The 19,178-nt window shown below is 67.9% G+C and carries 18 protein-coding genes; 10 read left to right on the top strand and 8 right to left on the bottom strand.

What is annotated here, in order from left to right; all coding sequences use genetic code 11:
* Window positions 1-60: 60 nt before the first annotated feature.
* The 5 genes from E3O46_RS11355 to E3O46_RS11375 form a co-directional block, all read right to left on the bottom strand.
* On the bottom strand, window positions 61-819 hold the full coding sequence (locus tag E3O46_RS11355; protein ID WP_134449415.1) for a succinate dehydrogenase iron-sulfur subunit: 759 nt from the start codon (window positions 817-819) through the stop codon (window positions 61-63).
* Window positions 820-2,634 carry a succinate dehydrogenase flavoprotein subunit gene (gene sdhA, locus E3O46_RS11360; RefSeq protein ID WP_134449414.1) on the bottom strand — a complete coding sequence of 605 codons (1,815 nt, stop codon included), beginning with the start codon at window positions 2,632-2,634 and terminating at the stop codon, window positions 820-822.
* A gap of 16 nt (window positions 2,635-2,650) precedes the next feature.
* Window positions 2,651-3,103, bottom strand: a complete 453-nt coding sequence (locus E3O46_RS11365) for a succinate dehydrogenase hydrophobic membrane anchor subunit (protein WP_134449413.1) — start codon at window positions 3,101-3,103, stop codon at window positions 2,651-2,653.
* 11 nt (window positions 3,104-3,114) lie between these two features.
* Entirely contained in the window at window positions 3,115-3,531 is a 417-nt protein-coding gene (gene sdhC / locus E3O46_RS11370; protein WP_134449412.1) for a succinate dehydrogenase, cytochrome b556 subunit, read from the bottom strand.
* Window positions 3,532-3,645: 114 nt separating this feature from the next.
* Complete coding sequence (locus tag E3O46_RS11375; RefSeq protein WP_134449411.1) at window positions 3,646-4,800, bottom strand: glycosyltransferase family 4 protein; 1,155 nt, start codon at window positions 4,798-4,800, stop codon at window positions 3,646-3,648.
* A 100-nt stretch (window positions 4,801-4,900) separates the two neighbouring features.
* Here E3O46_RS11375 and E3O46_RS11380 point away from each other — a divergent pair, with 100 nt between their 5' ends.
* The 10 genes from E3O46_RS11380 to E3O46_RS11425 all read left to right on the top strand — a co-directional run bounded on the left by E3O46_RS11380 (window position 4,901) and on the right by E3O46_RS11425 (window position 15,321).
* Complete coding sequence (locus E3O46_RS11380; protein WP_134449410.1) at window positions 4,901-6,022, top strand: mannose-1-phosphate guanylyltransferase; 1,122 nt, start codon at window positions 4,901-4,903, stop codon at window positions 6,020-6,022.
* A gap of 185 nt (window positions 6,023-6,207) precedes the next feature.
* Window positions 6,208-7,311: a BMP family lipoprotein gene (locus E3O46_RS11385; RefSeq protein ID WP_134449409.1), complete on the top strand. Its 1,104-nt coding sequence runs from the start codon at window positions 6,208-6,210 to the stop codon at window positions 7,309-7,311.
* Window positions 7,312-7,421: 110 nt separating this feature from the next.
* On the top strand, window positions 7,422-8,942 hold the full coding sequence (locus E3O46_RS11390; protein WP_134449408.1) for an ABC transporter ATP-binding protein: 1,521 nt from the start codon (window positions 7,422-7,424) through the stop codon (window positions 8,940-8,942).
* Window positions 8,939-10,228 (top strand): ABC transporter permease, encoded by a 1,290-nt coding sequence (locus tag E3O46_RS11395; protein ID WP_134449407.1) that lies wholly within the window; start codon window positions 8,939-8,941, stop codon window positions 10,226-10,228. Before E3O46_RS11390 ends, E3O46_RS11395 begins: the two co-directional genes overlap by 4 nt.
* Window positions 10,229-10,308: 80 nt before the next feature.
* Window positions 10,309-11,535 (top strand): ABC transporter permease, encoded by a 1,227-nt coding sequence (locus tag E3O46_RS11400; RefSeq protein ID WP_241985145.1) that lies wholly within the window; start codon window positions 10,309-10,311, stop codon window positions 11,533-11,535.
* A 50-nt stretch (window positions 11,536-11,585) separates the two neighbouring features.
* On the top strand, window positions 11,586-11,999 hold the full coding sequence (locus tag E3O46_RS11405; protein ID WP_241985144.1) for a cytidine deaminase: 414 nt from the start codon (window positions 11,586-11,588) through the stop codon (window positions 11,997-11,999).
* Window positions 11,996-13,306 (top strand): thymidine phosphorylase, encoded by a 1,311-nt coding sequence (locus tag E3O46_RS11410; protein ID WP_134449405.1) that lies wholly within the window; start codon window positions 11,996-11,998, stop codon window positions 13,304-13,306. Before E3O46_RS11405 ends, E3O46_RS11410 begins: the two co-directional genes overlap by 4 nt.
* A gap of 109 nt (window positions 13,307-13,415) precedes the next feature.
* Window positions 13,416-14,534, top strand: a complete 1,119-nt coding sequence (locus tag E3O46_RS11415; RefSeq protein WP_241987395.1) for an adenosine deaminase — start codon at window positions 13,416-13,418, stop codon at window positions 14,532-14,534.
* Window positions 14,535-14,575: 41 nt separating this feature from the next.
* On the top strand, window positions 14,576-15,052 hold the full coding sequence (locus E3O46_RS11420) for a PTS sugar transporter subunit IIA (RefSeq protein WP_134449403.1): 477 nt from the start codon (window positions 14,576-14,578) through the stop codon (window positions 15,050-15,052).
* Window positions 15,049-15,321, top strand: a complete 273-nt coding sequence (locus E3O46_RS11425) for a PTS sugar transporter subunit IIB (protein ID WP_134449402.1) — start codon at window positions 15,049-15,051, stop codon at window positions 15,319-15,321. Before E3O46_RS11420 ends, E3O46_RS11425 begins: the two co-directional genes overlap by 4 nt.
* Window positions 15,322-15,388: 67 nt before the next feature.
* Here E3O46_RS11425 and E3O46_RS11430 read toward each other — a convergent pair whose 3' ends face one another.
* The 3 genes from E3O46_RS11430 to E3O46_RS11440 form a co-directional block, all read right to left on the bottom strand.
* Window positions 15,389-17,209, bottom strand: coding sequence for a phospho-sugar mutase (locus E3O46_RS11430; protein ID WP_134449419.1), 1,821 nt, complete (start codon window positions 17,207-17,209; stop codon window positions 15,389-15,391).
* 323 nt (window positions 17,210-17,532) lie between these two features.
* On the bottom strand, window positions 17,533-18,366 hold the full coding sequence (locus E3O46_RS11435; RefSeq protein ID WP_134449401.1) for a purine-nucleoside phosphorylase: 834 nt from the start codon (window positions 18,364-18,366) through the stop codon (window positions 17,533-17,535).
* 112 nt (window positions 18,367-18,478) lie between these two features.
* On the bottom strand, window positions 18,479-19,178 hold a 700-nt coding region (locus E3O46_RS11440; protein ID WP_134561729.1), incomplete at its 5' end, for a DDE-type integrase/transposase/recombinase.

Raw genomic sequence — 19,178 nt, forward strand, 5'->3', positions numbered from 1 at the left:
AACCCGAGTCGGCGCCACCGGCTACTCCGGATGGGATTCGTGCGTGTGAGACTCCTGCGCTCAGGCCTTGCCGCGCAGGATCGCCTGCTTGACCTCGGCGATCGCCTGCGTCACCTGGATGCCGCGCGGGCACGCCTCCGAGCAGTTGAAGGTCGTCCGGCAGCGCCAGACGCCCTCCCGGTCGTTCAGGATGTCGAGGCGAACGGCTGCGTTCTCGTCGCGTGAGTCGAAGATGAAGCGGTGCGCGTTCACGATCGCGGCCGGGCCGAAGTACTGCCCGTCCGTCCAGAACACCGGGCAGCTCGAGGTGCATGCCGCGCAGAGGATGCACTTCGTGGTGTCGTCGAAACGTTCGCGCTGGGCGACGGTCTGGATGCGCTCCTTGCCGCCGACGGGCGCGGTGTTGGACACCAGGAACGGCTGAACGGCCCGGAACGATTCGAAGAACGGCTCCATGTCGACGATGAGGTCCTTCTCGAGCGGAAGTCCCTTGATCGCCTCCACGTAGACCGGCTTGGTGATGTCGAGGTCCTTGATCAGCGTCTTGCAGGCCAGGCGGTTGCGGCCGTTGATGCGCATCGCATCAGAGCCGCAGATACCGTGCGCGCAGGAGCGCCGGAACGACAGGGAGCCGTCCTGCTCCCACTTGATCTTGTGCAACGCGTCGAGCACCCGGTCGGTCGGGTACATCTGCACGTCGAAGTCTTCCCAGTGCGGCTCGTCGTCGACCTCCGGGTTGAAGCGCCGGATGATGAGCGTGACGGTGAAGGACTGAATCTCCTCGGGCACGACCGGGGCGTCTGCGAATGCGGTGCTCACTCAGTACTTCCTTTCCATCGGCTGGTAGCGCGTGATGGTGACTGGCTTCCAGTCCAGCGCAATGTGGTCTGCGGCATCCGCTGAGAGCGGGTCACCGGTGAGGTACGCCATCGTGTGCACGAGGTAGTTCACGTCGTCGCGCAGGGGGTAGTCGTCGCGCATGTGGCCGCCGCGGCTTTCCTTGCGGTTGCGGGCGGAGTACACGACGACCTCGGCGAGGTCGAGCAGGAAGCCGAGTTCGACTGCCTCGAGCAGGTCGGTGTTGAACCGGCGGCCCTTGTCCTGCACGCCGATGTTCTTGTACCGGTTGCGCAGCGAGTGGATCACCTCGGTGACCTCGGAGAGCGACTCGTCGGTGCGGAAGACCTGCGCCTTCGCATCCATCGTCTCCTGCAGTTCCTTGCGCAGCACGGCGATGCGCTCGGTTCCCGTCGACGAGCGGATGCCCTCGAGCAGTTCGCGCACCGTCCCGGCCGGGTCATCGGGCAGCGGGGTGAACTCCGCGGTCTTCACGTAGGCGACGGCGTTGTTGCCCGCGCGCTTGCCGAAGACGTTGATGTCCAGGAGTGAGTTGGTGCCGAGCCGGTTCGAGCCGTGCACCGAGACGCACGCGCACTCGCCGGCGGCGTAGAGGCCGGGAACGACGGTGGTGTTGTTGCGCAGCACCTCGGCGTTGACGTTGGTCGGGATGCCGCCCATGGCGTAGTGCGCCGTCGGCATCACGGGCACCGGTTCGGTGACCGGGTCGACTCCGAGGTAGGTGCGGGCGAACTCGGTGATGTCCGGCAGCTTGGTCTCGAGCACTTCGGCGCCCAGGTGGGTGCAGTCCAGGTACAGGTAGTCCTTGTTCGGTCCGGCGCCGCGGCCCTCCGCGACCTCCTTGACCATGCAGCGCGCGATGATGTCGCGCGGGGCGAGGTCCTTGATCGTCGGGGCGTACCGCTCCATGAAGCGCTCGCCTGAGGCGTTGCGCAGGATCGCGCCCTCACCACGGGCTCCCTCGGTGAGGAGGATGCCGAGGCCGGCGAGGCCGGTCGGGTGGAACTGGAAGAACTCCATGTCCTCGAGCGGAAGGCCCTGGCGCCAGATGATGCCGACGCCGTCACCGGTGAGGGTGTGCGCGTTCGAGGTGGTCTTGTAGATCTTGCCGAAGCCGCCGGTCGCGAAGATGAAGGCCTTGCCCTGGAAGACGTGCAGTTCGCCGCTCGACAGGTCGAGTGCGACGACGGCGGACGGCTGGTCGACACCGTCGACCGGGGTCATCACGAGGTCGAGCACGTAGTACTCGTTGAAGAAGTTGATGCCGCGCTTGACGCAGTTCTGGTACAGGGTCTGCAGGATCATGTGGCCGGTGCGGTCGGCGGCGTAGCAGGCGCGGCGCACGGGCGCCTTGCCGTGGTCGCTCGTGTGGCCGCCGAAGCGGCGCTGGTCGATCTTGCCCTCCGGGGTGCGGTTGAAGGGCAGGCCCATGTTCTCGAGGTCGATGACCGCGTCGATGGCCTCCTTCGCGAGGATCTCAGCCGCGTCCTGGTCGACGAGGTAGTCGCCGCCCTTGACGGTGTCGAAGGTGTGCCACTCCCAGTTGTCTTCCTCGACATTGGCGAGCGCTGCGGCCATGCCGCCCTGGGCGGCTCCCGTGTGCGAACGGGTCGGGTAGAGCTTGGAGATGACCGCGGTGCTTGCCCCTGGTCCGGCCTCGATGGCTGCGCGCATCCCTGCACCGCCTGCTCCCACGATCACGATGTCGAACTTGTGGTAGTGCACGCCGTCGATCACGGTGGATTCGGTCGGTGCGGTGTTTGATGCATCCGTCATGTGCTGGTGTGAGCTCCTAGATGGCCGGGCAGAACTTGGGAAGAAGGTCGGCGGGCGAACCGGCCGGGCAGGGGTCGAAGGTGAAGACCACGAGCGTGCCGAGCACGATCAGGATCACGACGGCGGCGAGGATGGCCCACTTGAAGATGCCGCGGGTGACCCGCTGGGTCGCGTAGTCGTTCACGATTGTGCGCATGCCGTTGCCGCCGTGGATCAGGGCGAGCCAGAGCATCGCCACGTCCCACCACTGCCAGAACGGGCTCGCGAGCTTGCCGGCGACGAAGCCGAAGTTGAGGGCGTCGACGCCCTTGCCGATCATCAGGTTCACGAAGAGGTGACCGAAGATGAGCACGATGAGCACGACGCCGGAGCCGCGCATGTAGATCCAGCCCCATTTTTCCCAGTTGGTGCCGCGCTTGCCCGTCGGGCGCGCGTATGGGCTCCTGGGGGAGTCAAGTGTGGTTGCCATGGCTGCTCCTCCTAGTGACTGAAGACGTTCATGAGGTGGCGGGGGGCGAAGCCCAGCATCGTGACGACCCAGAGGCCGATGACGACGTAGAACATCACCTTCTGGTACTTCGCGCTCCAGAAGTCGATCAGGATGATCCGGATCCCGTTGAACGCGTGGAACACGATCGCCGCGACGAGCGCCGTCTCGCCGAGACCCATGATCGGCGTCTGGTAGGTCGAGATGACCGCGTTGTACGCCTCGGGGCTCACGCGCACGAGCGCCGTGTCCAGAATGTGGACCAGCAGAAAGAAGAAGATCGCAACACCGGTGATCCGGTGGAGGACCCACGACCACATACCCTCGCGGCCCCGGTACAGGGTTCCTGCGGGGCGGCGTGACGTGGTCTTCTGCTGGGATGTCAATGTCCGTGCCGATTGCTGAGGCATGACCAACCTTCCCTGGCTGAATGAGCGGCCTCGAATAGTGCAGGCCGGCACTGCGCTGGTGCGCGTGCAACCATCCTAAGTGTCTCTAGGCCGAGATATTATCCGCGAGGGCCCTCAGCGCTGCATTGACAGCGGAACCGCCGTCATCACGCGGATGGCGGCACGTTCGTCGATGACTTTGTCGTAGTAACCGACAAGGGTTTCGCAGACGTTCTCCCACGAGCGGCCGAGCACCGCCCTCCTGCCGGATTCGCCCATCCGCAGCCGGAGCGGCGCGTCATCCACGAGCCGCGTGACACAGCGCCGCAGATCGCGTTCGTCGTCGGGAGTGAAGAGGAATCCGTTGTCGCCGTGCGCGACGAGGTCGATCGGGCCGCCGGCGTGCGGGGCGACGACGGGGAGCCCAGCCGCGTGCGCCTCCTGGATCGTCTGGCCGAAGGTCTCTTCGGTCCCGGCGTGGACGAAGACGTCGAACGCGGCGTAGGCGTCGGCGAGGGCGGACCCGGAGAGCCGGCCGAGCCACGTCACCGGCACGCCGGCGAGTTCGCGCTGGATGAGCGGCACGGACGGCCCGTCGCCGACGAGGGCGACACGGATGCCCGGAACGCCCCTGAGGGCACGGAACCGTTCGACCTGTTTCTCCGGCGCCATCCGGCCGACGTAGCCGATCACGACCTCACCGTTCGGGGACAGGCGCTTGCGCAGCTCGGCGACGGCCGGTTCGCTCCTCCGGTTCGGGTGGTAGCCGACGAGGTCGACGCCGCGCGTCCACCGGGCGAGCCTGCGCACGCCGACCCGTTCGAGGTCCGCCATCGAGGCAGAGGAGGGCACGAGGGTGAGGTCGGCGCCGTCGTGGATCCACTTGACGAGGCGCCAGGCGACCTTCGTCGCCTGGCCGAGCCGGTTGCGCCTGGCGTAACCGGCGACATCCGTCTGGAAGATCGCGACGCTCGGGATGTCGAGGCGGTTCGCCGACGCGATGCCCTGGGCGCCGAGGAGGAACGGGGAGGCCGCGTGCACGACATCCGGGCCGAAATCGGCGAGCAGGCGCTGCACGTGCGGGCTCGGCATCCCGACAGGGAACTGGCGGTAGGAGACGGCGGGGACGCTCAACACCGGGAAACCCGCGTATTCGGAAGGAGCACCGGCGGGGGCGATGACGATCGCCTCGTGCCCGGTGCGCTGCAGGTGCTCGAGCACCTTGCAGACGCTCGTGGTGACCCCACTGACGGTGGGGAGGAAACTTTCACTGACGACGGCAACCCGCATGTTTCGAGCGTATGCACCCCTCGAAACAAGCACGTGAATACCCGGAACCACTGCGTGAATACCCGGTGAACAGCCCCCCGGCGGCCTGTAGTCTGGCCGAATGACCCAGGCACCTGACCCACTCGAGCGCTTCTACAGCGTGATCCCCGCCGGCGGCATCGGATCCCGCCTGTGGCCGCTCTCCCGCGCGGACGCGCCGAAGTTCCTGCACGACCTCACCGGGTCAGGCCAGACCCTGCTCAGGGACACCTGGGACCGGCTGGCCCCGCTCGCCGGCGACCAGCGCATTATGGTCGTCACCGGTCGCGCGCACCGCGCCGCCGTCGAGGCGCAGCTGCCGGAGCTCGCCGACCTCAACGTCGTGCTCGAGAGCGAGCCGCGCGAGTCGACGGCGGCCATCGGCCTCGCCGCGGCCATCCTCGAGAAACGCGAACCCGGCGTCATCATCGGGTCCTTCGCGGCCGACCACGTCATCAAGGGCGCCATCCTGTTCCGCCAGACCATCGTCGAGGCCGTCGCGGCAGCGGATGCCGGGTACATCGTCGCGATCGGCATCCGGCCGACGGAGCCCGCGATCGGATTCGGCTACATCAAGACGGCCACGCCGCTAGAAATCCCGGGGGCGCCGAACGCGCAGTCCGTCGATTCCTTCGTCGAGAAGCCCGACCTCGCGACGGCGGAGGCGTACGTCGCGAGCGGCCACTACCTCTGGAACGCGGGAATGTTCATCGCCAGGGCCGATCGACTGCTCGAAGAGATCGGCGCTGCGGAGCCCGAGCTGCTCGCCGGGCTGCTCGAGCTAGCCGATGCGTGGGACACCCCGCGCCGCGGCGCCGTCGTCGACAAGGTCTGGCCGAGGCTCAAGAAGATCGCCATCGACTACACCGTCGCGGAGCCGGTCGCGGCGCGCGGCCAGCTCGCCGTCATCCCCGGCCAGTTCGACTGGGACGACGTCGGCGACTTCGCGTCGATCGCCAAGATCCACGCGAACGGGCGGAAGCGCGACCTGGCGATCCTCGGTGAGGGCGCCCGCGTGCTCGCCGACTCGTCGAGCGGAATCGTCGTGAGCCACACCGGCCGGATGATCGCGCTGATCGGCGTCGAGGACATCGTCGTCATCGACACGCCGGACGCTCTGCTCGTGACGACGAGCGCGAATGCGCAGAAAGTGAAGGCCGTCGTCGACGCCCTCAAGCTCTCCGGGAGCAGCGACGTTCTGTAGCCGACACCGTCGGAATCGTTTGTGCCGGTCTCCGGCTAATTGTGCACGGATTTGTTTCGTGCAGGTAGCGGGTTGATAACGCTTAGCGCACCTATCGAGTTTGCTCAACTGAGCAATGAAACATTGGGTAACCTGATTGCACACAGCCCCGTCGAACCCGCGCCGGGCCAGCAATGGAGGTCATCTTGACAATCACCAAACGAAGGGCCGTTTTCAGCGGACTCGCCACCCTAGGCGCCGTAGCCCTGCTCGCCGGTTGTGCGGCGGCGCCGAGCACCGGCGGCGCCACGTCGACCGCTGCGGTCACCGACTTCACCCCCTGCATCGTTTCCGACGCCGGCGGCTTCGACGACAAGTCCTTCAACCAGTCCAGCTTCGACGGAATGACCCAGGCAGCGGATGCCCTCGGCGTCAAGTTCAAGCAGGCGGAGTCCAAGACGACCGACCAGTACGCGGGCAACGTCAGCAGCATGGTCGACCAGAACTGCAACTTCATCCTCACGGTCGGCTTCGCGCTCGCGAACACCACCCGCGACGCGGCCAAGGCCAGCCCAAAGACCGACTTCGCCATCATCGACTCCGCACTGTCGAATGACGACTTCAGCCCCCTTGCCCTCGACAACGTCAAGCCGGTCCTCTACGACACCGCCCAGGCCGCCTTCCTCGCCGGTTACCTTGCTGCAGGCACCACCAAGACCGGCATCGTCGGCACCTACGGCGGCAAGCAGTTCCCATCCGTGACGATCTTCATGGACGGCTTCGCCGATGGCGTGACGTACTACAACACCCAGAAGTCGAAGTCCGTCAAGCTCCTCGGCTGGGACAAGGCCGCCCAGGCCGGAACCTTCGCCGGCAGCTTCGATGACATCAACCAGGGCAAGGCACTCAGCACCAACCTGATCGACCAGGGCGCCGACATCATCCTTCCGGTTGCCGGGCCGCTCTTCCAGGGCACCGCGCAGGCCATCCAGGACTCCGGCAAGGACGTTGCCATCGTCGGCGTCGACAGCGACCTCTACGCGACCGCACCGGCCACGAAGGCGCTCTACCTCACCTCGATCATGAAGCAGATGGCGGATGCGACCAAGGCGATCGTCGTTGACGCGGCGAACGGCAAGTTCAGCGCGACCCCGTACATCGGCACCCTCGAGAACAAGGGCGTCGACATCGCGCCCCTGCACGACTGGGAGTCCAAGGTCGACCCCGCGCTCGTGAAGGAGGTCGACGCGATCAAGGCCGACATCATCAGCGGCAAGCTCAAGGTCACGTCGCCGTCCACCCCGAAGTAACACACCAGGAAGTGCCATCGCGGGGAGGCCAGCGAGAGCTGGCCTCCCCGTGTGCTTTAACCCCCGGCCGCTGACCCCCCCCGGCCGGCTGCTCAATAGAATCGGGAAGTATGAAGCTCGAACTTCGAGGCATTACGAAGAGATTCGGTGCCCTGGTCGCCAACGACCACATCAACCTCACTGTCGAGGCCGGCGAGATCCACGCGCTGCTCGGCGAGAACGGCGCAGGGAAGTCCACCCTGATGAACGTGCTCTACGGCCTCTACCGGGCCGAAGAAGGCGAGATCCTGCTCGACGACGTCGTCCAGCACTTCTCCGGACCCGGCGACGCCATGGCCGCCGGCATCGGCATGGTGCACCAGCACTTCATGCTCATCCCCGTCTTCACCGTCGCCGAGAACGTCATGCTCGGCCACGAAGAGACCGGGTTCGGCGGCCACCTCGATCTCCCGGCCGCCCGCCGCCGGGTGACCGAGATCTCGGCCAGGTTCGGGTTCGACGTCGACCCCGACGCCCTCGTCGAGGACCTCCCCGTCGGAGTGCAGCAGCGGGTCGAGATCATCAAGGCGCTCTCCCGCGATGCGAAGGTGCTCGTCTTCGACGAGCCGACCGCGGTGCTCACCCCGCAGGAGACCGACGAGCTGATGGGCATCATGCGCCAGCTGCGCGACTCCGGCACCTCGATCGTCTTCATCACCCACAAACTCAGGGAGGTGCGCGCTGTCGCCGACCGGATCACCGTCATCCGCCTCGGTGCCGTCGTCGGCCAGGCCTCGCCCACCGCGAGCAACGAGGAACTCGCCACGATGATGGTCGGCCGCCCCGTCGACCTCACCGTTGACAAGTCCCCGGCCGCGCCCGGCGCCCCTGCCCTCGTCGTCACCGACCTCACCGTGCTCGACCCGCGCGGGCAGGTGCTCGTCAACAACGTGAGCTTCACCGTGCACGCCGGCGAGATCCTCGCCATCGCCGGAGTGCAGGGAAACGGGCAGACCGAGCTGACTGAGGCCCTGATGGGCCTCCAGCCGCGCGTCTCCGGCGGCATCACCCTCGACGGAGCCTCGCTTCGCAACCACACCGTGCGCCGGATCCTCGACGCCGGCGTCGGCTTCGTGCCAGAGGACCGCACAGAGGACGGCCTCGTCGGCGAATTCACGATCGCCGAGAACCTGATGCTCGACCGGTCGCACCAGCCGCCGTTCGTCAAGCGCTTCAACGTCCAGCTGTCCTTCCTCGCCCGGTTCGCCGAGGACAAGGTCAAGGAATTCGACGTGCGCTCCCAGGGCATCGACACCCTCGTCGCCCGCCTCTCCGGCGGCAACCAGCAGAAGGTCGTCCTCGCCAGAGAGCTCAGCCGCGATCTGCGGCTCTTCATCGCCGCCCAGCCGACCCGCGGCCTCGACGTCGGTTCGATCGAATTCGTGCACGAGGGCATCATCGCGACCCGGGATGCCGGCACCCCGGTCATCGTGATCTCGACCGAACTCGACGAGGTCGCCGCCCTCGCCGACCGGATCCTGGTGATGTTCCGAGGCCGCGTCGTGGGCATCGTCCCCGGCGACACCCCCCGGGCCGTACTGGGGCTAATGATGGCCGGCGAAACGCCGACCGAAGAAGGAGCGGCAGCATGAGCGAGACCCTTCAGACCCCGCCGGTTTCCAGCGGGAAGCCGGCCGGGCCGGACCAGCCTGACCAGCCGAGCCGCGCGTACCAGGTCTTCCGAGAGATCACGACCGGGAACGCCATCATCTCCGTCCTCGCCGTTCTCCTCGCCCTGCTCGTCGGCGCGATCCTGATCGCCTTCACCAACGAGGACGTCCAGAAGGCATCGGTGTACTTCTTCTCCCGACCGGGCGACACCGTCGTCGCGGCCTGGAATTCCGTCTCCGGAGCGTACTCCGCCCTGTTTCAGGGGTCGATCTACAACTTCCGCAAGCCGGACTTCGCGTCCGGGATCAAGCCGCTCACCGAGACCCTCACCTTCGCGACCCCGCTGATCGCGGCCGGCCTCGGCGTTGCGCTCGGCTTCCGCGTCGGGCTGTTCAACATCGGCGGTCGCGGCCAGATGCTTATCGCGGCAGCGCTCGGCGGCTGGGTGGCCTTCGCGCTCGACCTGCCCGCCGGCATCCACCTCGTCGTCGCCCTCGTCGTCGGCGTCGCAGGCGGTGCGCTTTGGGGCGGCATCGTCGGCCTGCTCAAGGCCCGCACCGGTGCGCACGAGGTCATCACGACGATCATGCTGAACTATGTCGCCTACTATCTCGTCAGCTACCTGCTGCGCGACGGCTTCCTGAAGACGCCGGGGTCCAACAACCCGCAGAGTCCTGCGAGCAAACCGACGGCCGTGTTCCCCGACCTGCTCGGCCCCGCGTACAACCTGCACCTCGGGTTCATCCTCGTGATCATCGCGACGATCTTCACCTGGTGGCTGTTGTCGCGCTCGAATCTCGGCTTCCAGTTCCGCGCCGTCGGGCTCAACCCGCACGCGGCCCGGGTGGCCGGGATCAGCGTCAACCGGATGTACGTCTACGCGATGCTGTTCTCCGGCGGCCTCGTCGGCCTCGCCGGCATCAACCAGGTGCTCGGCACGTCGACGAGCGGTTTCGACGCCGGCATCGACTCCGGCATTGGGTTCGACGCGATCACCGTCGCGCTGCTCGGCCGCTCACGCCCGTGGGGGGTCTTCGCCGCGGGCATCCTCTTCGGCGCCTTCAAGGCGGGCGGGTTCTCGATGCAGGCGGCAGAGGGTGTCCCGATCGACATCGTGCTGATCGTGCAGTCCCTGATCGTGCTGTTCATCGCGGCGCCGCCCCTCGTGCGCGCCATCTTCCGGCTGCCGACGCCGGGCCAGAAGACCCCGGGTGCGAAGACGCCCCGGAAACGCACCACGACACCCACGGAGGCGGTGGCCTCGTGAGCACTCCGATAACCGTTTCACCGGCCGGGTCCACCGGACCGGGCGCAGCAGTCACTGCCGCAGGGCCCGACTTCGAGCAGATCAAGAGCTGGAAGACCCCGATCGCCCTCGCGATCTTCTCGGTGCTCGGCTTCCTGCTGCTCGTCGTCTTCGGTCGTGACGGCGAGAGCACCATGCGCCTGTCCACCACGACCGACCTGATCCAGCTGCCCGACGTGGTCCTGCCCACCCGGCCGACCGGCATCGCGGTCGTCGCCCTCCTGCTCCTGATCACGGCGGCGAGCGGATGGCTCGTGCGCTCGAAGGCGAAAGTACCGATCTGGCTCGTCACCGTGTTCGCGGTGTTCCTGCTGGTCGGCTTCCTGGCCTGGGCCTCCGCCGACCACACGATCCCCGTGCCCGGGCTGCTCTTCGGGTCGCTGAGCCTCGCCGTCCCGCTCATCTTCGGTGCTCTCGGCGGCGTCATCTCGGAGCGGGTCGGCGTGGTCAACGTCGCGATCGAGGGCCAGCTGCTCGCGGGTGCGTTCACCTCGGCGATGGTCGCGTCGATCACCCAGCAGCCGCTGCTCGGGCTTGTCGCGGCGATGCTCGCCGGCGTGCTCGTCTCCTTCGTGCTCGCCGCGTTCGCGATCAAGTACTTCGTCGACCAGGTCATCGTCGGCGTCGTGCTCAACGTGCTCGTCTCCGGGGTGACCGGCTTCCTGTTCTCCCAGCTGCTCGCCCCGAACGCCGGGACGCTCAACAGTCCGCCGCGGTTCGAGAACATCAACATCCCGCTGCTGAGCGAGATCCCAATCATCGGCCCGGTCTTCTTCCGGCAGACCCTGATCGTCTACATCATGTACGTGGCCGTCGCGTGCGTGTACTTCGGCCTCTTCCACACCAAGTGGGGCCTCCGCCTGCGCGCCGTCGGCGAGCATCCTCAGGCCGCGGACACCGTGGGCATCAACGTCGCCCGCACCCGGTTCTGGAACGTCTCGCTCGCAGGCGCGATCGCCGGTCTCGGCGGGGCGTACTTCACCCTCGGCTCCGTCGGCGCCTTCGGCAAGGAGATGACAGCCGGTGCCGGGTTCATCGCCCTCGCCGCCGTCATCTTCGGCCGCTGGGACCCGATCAGGGCCACCCTCGCCGCGCTGCTCTTCGGCTTCGCGAGCAACCTGCAGAACGTGCTCAGCATCATCGGCTCCCCGGTGCCGAGCGAATTCATGCTGATGCTGCCCTACCTCGTCACGATCTTCGCCGTCGCCGGCCTCGTCGGCCAGTCACGGGGGCCGGCGGCCTCCGGAAAGCCGTACATCAAATCGTGAGCTCCCGAAAGAACGAACCCGCACGAAATAACGAACCGGAGTCCGGCCACGTGGCTCCCGCCATCGACTGGGCGCTCCTCCGCAGCACCGCGACCGAGGCGATGAGCCTCGCATACGCGCCGTACTCGAAGTTCCCCGTCGGCGCGGCCGCCATCGTCGACGACGGCAGGGTGATCAGCGGATGCAACGTGGAGAACGCCTCGTACGGCCTCACTTTGTGCGCAGAGTGCGCCCTCGTCTCCGTGCTGCATCTCACCGGCGGCGGCCGGCTCCTCGCTTTCAGCTGCGTCGACGGCAACGGCAACCTGCTGATGCCGTGCGGCCGCTGCCGCCAGCTCCTCTACGAACACTCCGCACCCGGCATGCTGCTGGAAACAGTCTCGGGCCTCCGCACCATCGACCAGGTCCTGCCGGATGCCTTCGGGCCCCGCCAGCTCGCCGACTACCGGGAAGAACACCAGTGAACACCCAGACCCACCTCGAAGCCTTCGACGCCGTCGACCTGATCCGCACCAAGCGCGACCACGGCGAACTCGCCACCCCCCAGATCGACTGGCTGATCGACGCGTACACCCGCGGCTACGTCGGCGACGAGCAGATGGCCGCGATGACCATGGCGATCTTCCTGAACGGCATGACCCGGCGGGAGATCAAGGACCTCACCCTCGCCATGATCAACAGCGGCGAGCGGATGAGCTTCGCCGGCCTCGGGAAGCCGACCACCGACAAGCACTCCACCGGCGGCGTCGGCGACAAGATCACCCTCCCGCTGATGCCGCTCGTCGCGGTCTTCGGCGCGGCCGTCCCGCAGCTCTCCGGCCGCGGCCTCGGGCACACCGGCGGCACCCTCGACAAGCTCGAGTCGATCCCCGGCTGGCGCGCCCACCTCAGCAACGAGGAGATGTTCGCGCAGCTCCGCGACCACGGCGGCGTGATCTGCGCGGCGGGCGGCGGCCTCGCCCCGGCGGACGGCAAGCTCTACGCCCTCCGCGACATCACCGGAACCGTCGAGGCGATCCCGCTGATCGCCTCCTCGATCATGTCGAAGAAGATCGCTGAGGGCACGAGCGCGCTCGTCCTCGACGTGAAGTTCGGGTCCGGCGCCTTCCTGAAGGACATCGAGCTCTCCCGGGAACTCGCCCGCACGATGGTCGCGCTCGGCGAGGATGCCGGGGTGGCGACATCCGCCCTGCTCACCAACATGAACGTGCCGCTCGGCTTCGCGATCGGAAACGCGAACGAGGTCCGCGAATCGGTCGAGGTGCTCGCCGGCGGCGGACCTGCAGACGTCGTCGAACTCACGATCGCCCTCGCGACCGAGATGCTCGACCTCGCCGGAATCGAAGGCGTCGACGTCGCCGCTGCCCTCACCGACGGGCGGGCCATGGACAAGTGGCGCGAGGTCATCCGCGCCCAGGGCGGCGACCCGGATGCCGCGCTGCCGGTCGCGAAGGAAACCCACGTCGTCACGGCGGACCGTGACGGAGTGCTCGTCGAGCAGCAGGCTCTGCCGTTCGGGATCGGCGCCTGGCGTCTCGGGGCGGGCCGTGCCCGCAAGCAGGACCCCGTGCAGCACGCCGCAGGGATCGACCTGCACGCCAAGCCGGGCGACACCGTGCGCGCAGGGCAGCCGCTCTTCACCCTCAGCGCCGACGAGCCGGAGCGTTTCGCCAGGGCCCTCGAGGCCCTCGAGGGCGCGTACCGGATCGGCGAACCCGGCGAGCCCGTGCTCGACGGCGGCCCCCTCATCGCCGAGCGCATCGGTGGCTGAGCCCGGCTCGATCTCCTGAACGGGATCGGTTTGTTGCCGATCACGATAAATTACGGGAGTTATGCCTGGGGAGGGGCCGGGGGAGGCCGGGGCCGGTAGATTGGTGAGCGTGAATACGAGCCTTGAGAAATTCCTGCTGCCCGGTGGTACGAGCATCAATGCGCTGCCCAAAATATCGCTGCACGACCACCTCGACGGCGGCCTGCGCCCCCAGACGATCATCGAGCTCGCGGAGGCCATCGGTCTCGCCCTGCCGTCGACGGAAGCTGCCGCCCTCGGCGATTGGTTCGCCGACCAGGCCAACTCCGGCTCGCTCGTGGATTACCTCAAGACCTTCGACGTGACGACGGCCGTGATGCAGACCAGGGAGGGCCTCATCAGAGTCGCCCGCGAATTCGTGCAGGACCTCGCCGCAGACGGTGTCATCTACGGGGAGATCCGCTGGGCACCCGAACAGCACCTCACCCGCGGGCTCACCCTCGACCAAGTCGTCGAGGCCGTGCAGGAAGGCCTCGAGTCCGGCGTCGACCAGGCGGCAGAATTCGGGTCCACCATCCGGGTCGGCCAGCTCATCACCGCGATGCGCCACGCGAACCGCGGCCTCGAGATCGCCGAACTCGCCGTACGCCACCGCGGCAACGGCGTCATCGGCTTCGACATCGCCGGCGCGGAGCTCGGCTTCCCCGCCCGCAACCACCTTGCAGCATTCGACTACCTCGCCAAGGAGTTCATGCCGGTCACGGTGCACGCCGGAGAGGCCGACGGGCTGGGCAGCATCCGCGGCGCCCTCTTCGACGGCCGCGCACTGCGCCTCGGCCACGGCGTGCGCCTCGCCGAAGACATCGTCATCGGCCGCGAGGACGACGACAACACCTACGTCACCCTCGGCCCGGTCGCCCAGTGGGTGCGCGACCGTGAGATCGCCCTCGAACTGAGCCCGTCGTCGAACCTGCAGACCGGCGCAATCGCCGCCTGGGGCGACGACCTGCTCGACCATCCCTTCGACCTGCTGTATCAGCTCGGCTTCCGGGTCACCGTCAACACCGACAACCGGCTGATGAGCGACACGAGCCTGAGCCAGGAACTCGCGCTGCTGAGCGACGCCTTCGGCTACGACATCGACGACCTCGAGGTCTTCCAGCTCAACGCCGCCCAGTCCGCGTTCCTCCCGCTCGAAGAGCGCGAAGAACTCGCCGACGCCATCGTCGCGGGCTTCGAAGAGGCCTGAGAGTCCGCGGACCCCGCCACGCAACCCCAGTGAAAGAACCTATGCAACTCCCAGACCTGCCTCTTACCGCCATCGCGATCGGCATCCACGTGGCCGACTGGCGCGCCGCCGTGACCGCGGCCGGCGACGGTCTCGTGCGCTCGGGGTCGACAGGCCCCGGCTACACGAAACGGATGATCGACGTCATCGACGAGTTCGGCGCCTACGTCGTGATCGCCCCGGGCCTGGCCCTCGCCCACGCGCGCCCAGGCCCCGACGTCATCGCAGAGGGCCTGAGCGTCGTGACGCTCGCGGAACCCGTCGCCTTCGGCCACCCGCACAACGACCCGGTCAGCGTGGTCCTCGGCCTCGCCGTGACGACGGGCGATGAGCACGTGCTGCTCGTCGCCGAACTCGCGAACCTCTTCAATGACCCGCGGGTCATCCCTGCGCTTGCGGCCGCGACGGATGCCGCCGGCATCCGTTCGCTGCTCGGCGTGACGGCACCCGCCGGAGAAGCCAACGGGGTCCGGGAATGAAGATCGTCGCCCTGTGCGGGGTCGGAGTCGGCACCTCCGCGATCCTGAAGATGAACGCAGAACGGGCTCTCGCCCGGCTCGACATCGACGCCGAGGTCACGGCGACCGACGTTGCCTCCGTGCAGACCGTCGGCGCGGACGCGCAGGTGATCCTGACCTCATCGGAGCTCGTGGCCCACATCGGCAAGACCAACGCGGACATCGTCGTCATCGACAACTATTTCGACCTCGACGAGCTCACCACCAAGCTCGAGGACGCGCTCGGCTGAGCCCGGTGCGGTGCGGTGCGGTGCTTCGCGTGCCGGGCCCTGAGGTCCGAGTCCTGCGCGGTGAGCCCTACGCGATGAGCTCGCGCATACCGCGCTCGAGCTCGGCGAGCACGGCGTTGGCGGCGACCTGGCGCTCCACCACCGTGCCGACGACGCTGCTCGTGTCGAGGTAGACCTTGAGCTTGGGTTCTGTGCCGCTCGGGCGCACCATCACCCGGGCCCCTCCGACGAGGCGGATCCGGAGCACGTCGCTCGGGGGCAAGCCGAGGAAGCCGCCGGCGAGGTCGTCGATGTGGTCGACGCGGATCCGGCCGATGAACACCGGCGGGTTCGAGCGCAGCCGGTCCATCACCCGGGAGATCGACGACAGGTCGGTGACGCGCACCGAAATCTGGCTCGACGAGAAGTGCCCGAACCGGCCGCTGAAGTGGTGCAGGTGGTCCGCGAGGGTGAAGCCCTCGTTCTTCAGGTCGCTCACGAGGGACAGCAGCGCGAGGGCCGCGGAGATGCCGTCCTTGTCGCGCACGGTCGTCGGGTTCACGAGGTAGCCGAGGGCTTCCTCATAGCCGAACACCAGACCGGGGGCGCGCGAGACCCACTTGAACCCGGTGAGTGTCTCTTCGAAGCGCATGCCGTAGGCATCCGCCACGGCCTTCAAGGCCGGCGACGAGACGATCGAGCAGGCCAGAGTGCCGCTGCGCGGGGCCGGCGCGGATGTGTCCGCGTCGTCGTCCGTGGCGGCGTCGTCGGCGATGGGCGCCAGTTCTGCCCGTTCCGCGGCACGCCAGCCGAGGATCGCACCGACCTCGTTGCCGGTGAGGCGACGGTATCCGCCCGCGGCGTCGGCGTCGGGGATCGCGATCGCGAGGCGGTCGGCGTCCGGGTCGTTCGCGATGATGAGTTCGGCGTTGATCTCGCGGGCGGTCGCGAAGGCGAGGTCGAGGGCGCCCGGCTCCTCCGGGTTCGGGAACGCGACGGTCGGGAAGGTCGGGTCCGGGGCGATCTGCGCGTCGACGAGGGTCGGCAGGTCGTAGCCCGCAGCCTCGAGCACGCGGCGGGTGGTGTCCCAGCCGACCCCGTGCATGGCCGTGTACACGGCGTTGACCTGGGCGCGCGGCGGGCCGACGGTAGCGGCGGTCGCGGCGATGTAGGCCTGGACGACGGTCTCCTCCGCGGTCTCGTAGACGCCGCGCGGCAGGTCGGGGATGGTCGTGTGCGTCGCCACGCGGTGGATCTCCGCCGCGATGAACGCGTCGTCCGGTGAAACGATCTGGGATCCGCTGTTCGCGCCGCCGAGGTAGACCTTGTAGCCGTTGTCGGCCGCGGGATTGTGCGAGGCGGTGACCATGACGCCGGCGCTCGCGTCGAGGTGGCGGACGGCGAAGGCGAGGACGGGCGTCGGCAGCAGGCGGGGCAGCAGGATGGCGCGGACGCCGGCACCCGCCATGATCGCGGCACTGTCGGCCGCGAAGACCTGGGAGTTCTTGCGGCCGTCGTAGCCGATCACGACGGAGGGGGTCTGGCCGGGAAGGGCGGTTCCGATCAGGAACGCGGCGAGGCCGGCCGCGGCCTGGGACACGAGGACGCGGTTCATCCGGTTGGAGCCGGTGCCGATCGCGCCGCGGAGGCCGGCCGTTCCGAAGGCGAGGCGCTCGTCGAAGCGGGCGTGCAACTCGGTGATGGCTGTCTCGTCCGCGGACTGTGCCCCGCGGAGCAGGGCGCGCAGTTCGGCCTGGGTCTCGGGGTCCGGGTCCTGGGCGAGCCAGGCGGTGGCCGCGGCGACCGTGGTGGCGTCGTCGGGCGCAGGGGCCGGTGCAGACGTCGTCGATGCCCGAACGGGGTGGGCGCGCGCTGCCGGGACGAAGGCCGCCGCGACGGTGGCGTCCATTTCCGCAGTGACGGGGGCCTGTTCGTCCGCGGCGGATGCCGGGTGGGCGGTCAGTGGGGCAGCGGCGGGTTCCTCGGCTGCTGCCGGAACTGCCTCCGCCGCTTCGGCTGCTGCCGATACTGGAACCGCCTGGGCGGCCGCCGGGACCGGAATCTCCACGATCTCGAGCGCGAGGGTCGGGGGCAGTGCGGAAGCGGGAGCATCCGGCAATGCCCGGTGACGCCCGCGCGCGCGAACCTCACCGGTGCCGGTCAGCTCGGAGTCGACGGGCCCTGTGCTGGTGGGCCCGGTGCTCGTGGGCCCGGTGCCGGTCTCGGTCGCGCTCACAGGGCGGCCACGATCCTGGCGAGGAGTGCGCTGATCACGGGTTCGGCCTGCTTGCCTGCGACGAGCACTTCGGCGTGGCTGAGCGGCTCCTTCTGGATCCCGGCCGCGAGATTGGTGATGAGGGACAGGCCGAGGATCTCCATGCCGGCCTGGCGGGCGGCGATGGCCTCGAGCGCCGTCGACATGCCGACGATGTGGCCGCCGATCGCCTTCGCCATCTGCACCTCGGCGGGGGTCTCGTAGTGCGGTCCGCGGAACTGGCAGTAGACGCCCTCGTCGAGCCCGGGGTCGATGGTGCGGGCGAGGTCGCGCAGCCGCTTCGAATAGAGGTCGGTCAGGTCGATGAAGGTCGCGCCTTCGAGCGGCGAGTCCGCGGTGAGGTTGATGTGGTCGCTGATCAGCACCGGCGTTCCGGGGGTCCAGGTCTCGCGGATGCCGCCCGCCCCGTTGGTGAGGATCATGGTCGTCGCGCCCGTTGCCGCAGCGGTGCGTACGCTGTGCACGACCCGGCGGACGCCGTGGCCTTCGTAGTAGTGGGTGCGCGCGCCGATGACGAGAGCCCGCTTGCCGTTCGGCAGGAGCACGGAACGCAGAGTGCCGACGTGGCCTTCGAGCGCGGGGGCGCTGAATCCGGTGATCGACTGCGCGGGGATCGTGTGCGTGGTCTCGCCGATGAGCTCCGCGGCCTTGCCCCAGCCGCTGCCGAGGGTCAGCGCGACGTCGTGATGGGTGACGCCGGTCAGCTCGACGATTTCCTCCGCCGCGATCCGGGCGATCTCGAATGGATCGGTTTGTGGCTCGTCCAGCGGGTTTGCGTCGATCGTCGGCATCCCCCCACTCTATTCGCCCGAACCAATTCGACGGAGATTTTGGGCATTCGGGGCCCAAAGTGCCCTCTCACGCGCGGAACGCTCGATGTCAAGCTGTGTGGAGTCACGTGGGCTAGCTTTTGACAGTTTCCTTGGGGATGTTGATTCCAACGGTGCCGGCTGGTGCGGGTGTAGTCGGCCGCGAGTTGAATCGTTCCGGGTGGTTCTGGTGGTAGGTCTGCAGTGCCATGTCGCGGATGCGGTGGGCCTGCTTCCAGGAGCCGTCGTGGACTTGCTGGGGCGTGAATAACGCGATGCCGGAATGCTTGTGGGTCGTGTTGTACCAGGGCACGTACTCGGCCAGGTGGTCGCGGGCGGCCTGAAGACTCTCGAACGTTCCGGGGTAGTTGGGCCGGTACTTCATTGTGCGAAATTCAGACTCGGAGAACGGGTTGTCGTTGGACACATAGGGCCGGTTGTGGGTTTTAGTCACCTTGTGCTCGGCGAGGAGATCGGCCAGAGCGCCCGAACGCATCGCGGGCCCGGAATCGGCGTGCACGAACTTGGGGGTGCCGTATTGGTCGAACGCGCTCTGGAACATCTCCACGGCGAGGTGGTCGCTCTCGCGTTCCTCGACCCGCCAGCCGACGATCGTGCGCGAGTAGATATCGATGATGGAATACGCCTTGAACGTTCTGCCCCGCCACGGGCAGCGGAGGTCGGTGATGTCCCAGGACCACACCTGCCCAGGCCCGGTCGCTACCAGCACCGGCTTCTGGCGGGGTGTTCGAGACCCACGCCCGGTGGGCACGACGGGGCGGGTGCTCTGATCG

Source organism: Cryobacterium glucosi, from assembly GCF_004402235.1.
In the GTDB taxonomy this organism is placed as follows: domain Bacteria; phylum Actinomycetota; class Actinomycetes; order Actinomycetales; family Microbacteriaceae; genus Cryobacterium; species Cryobacterium glucosi.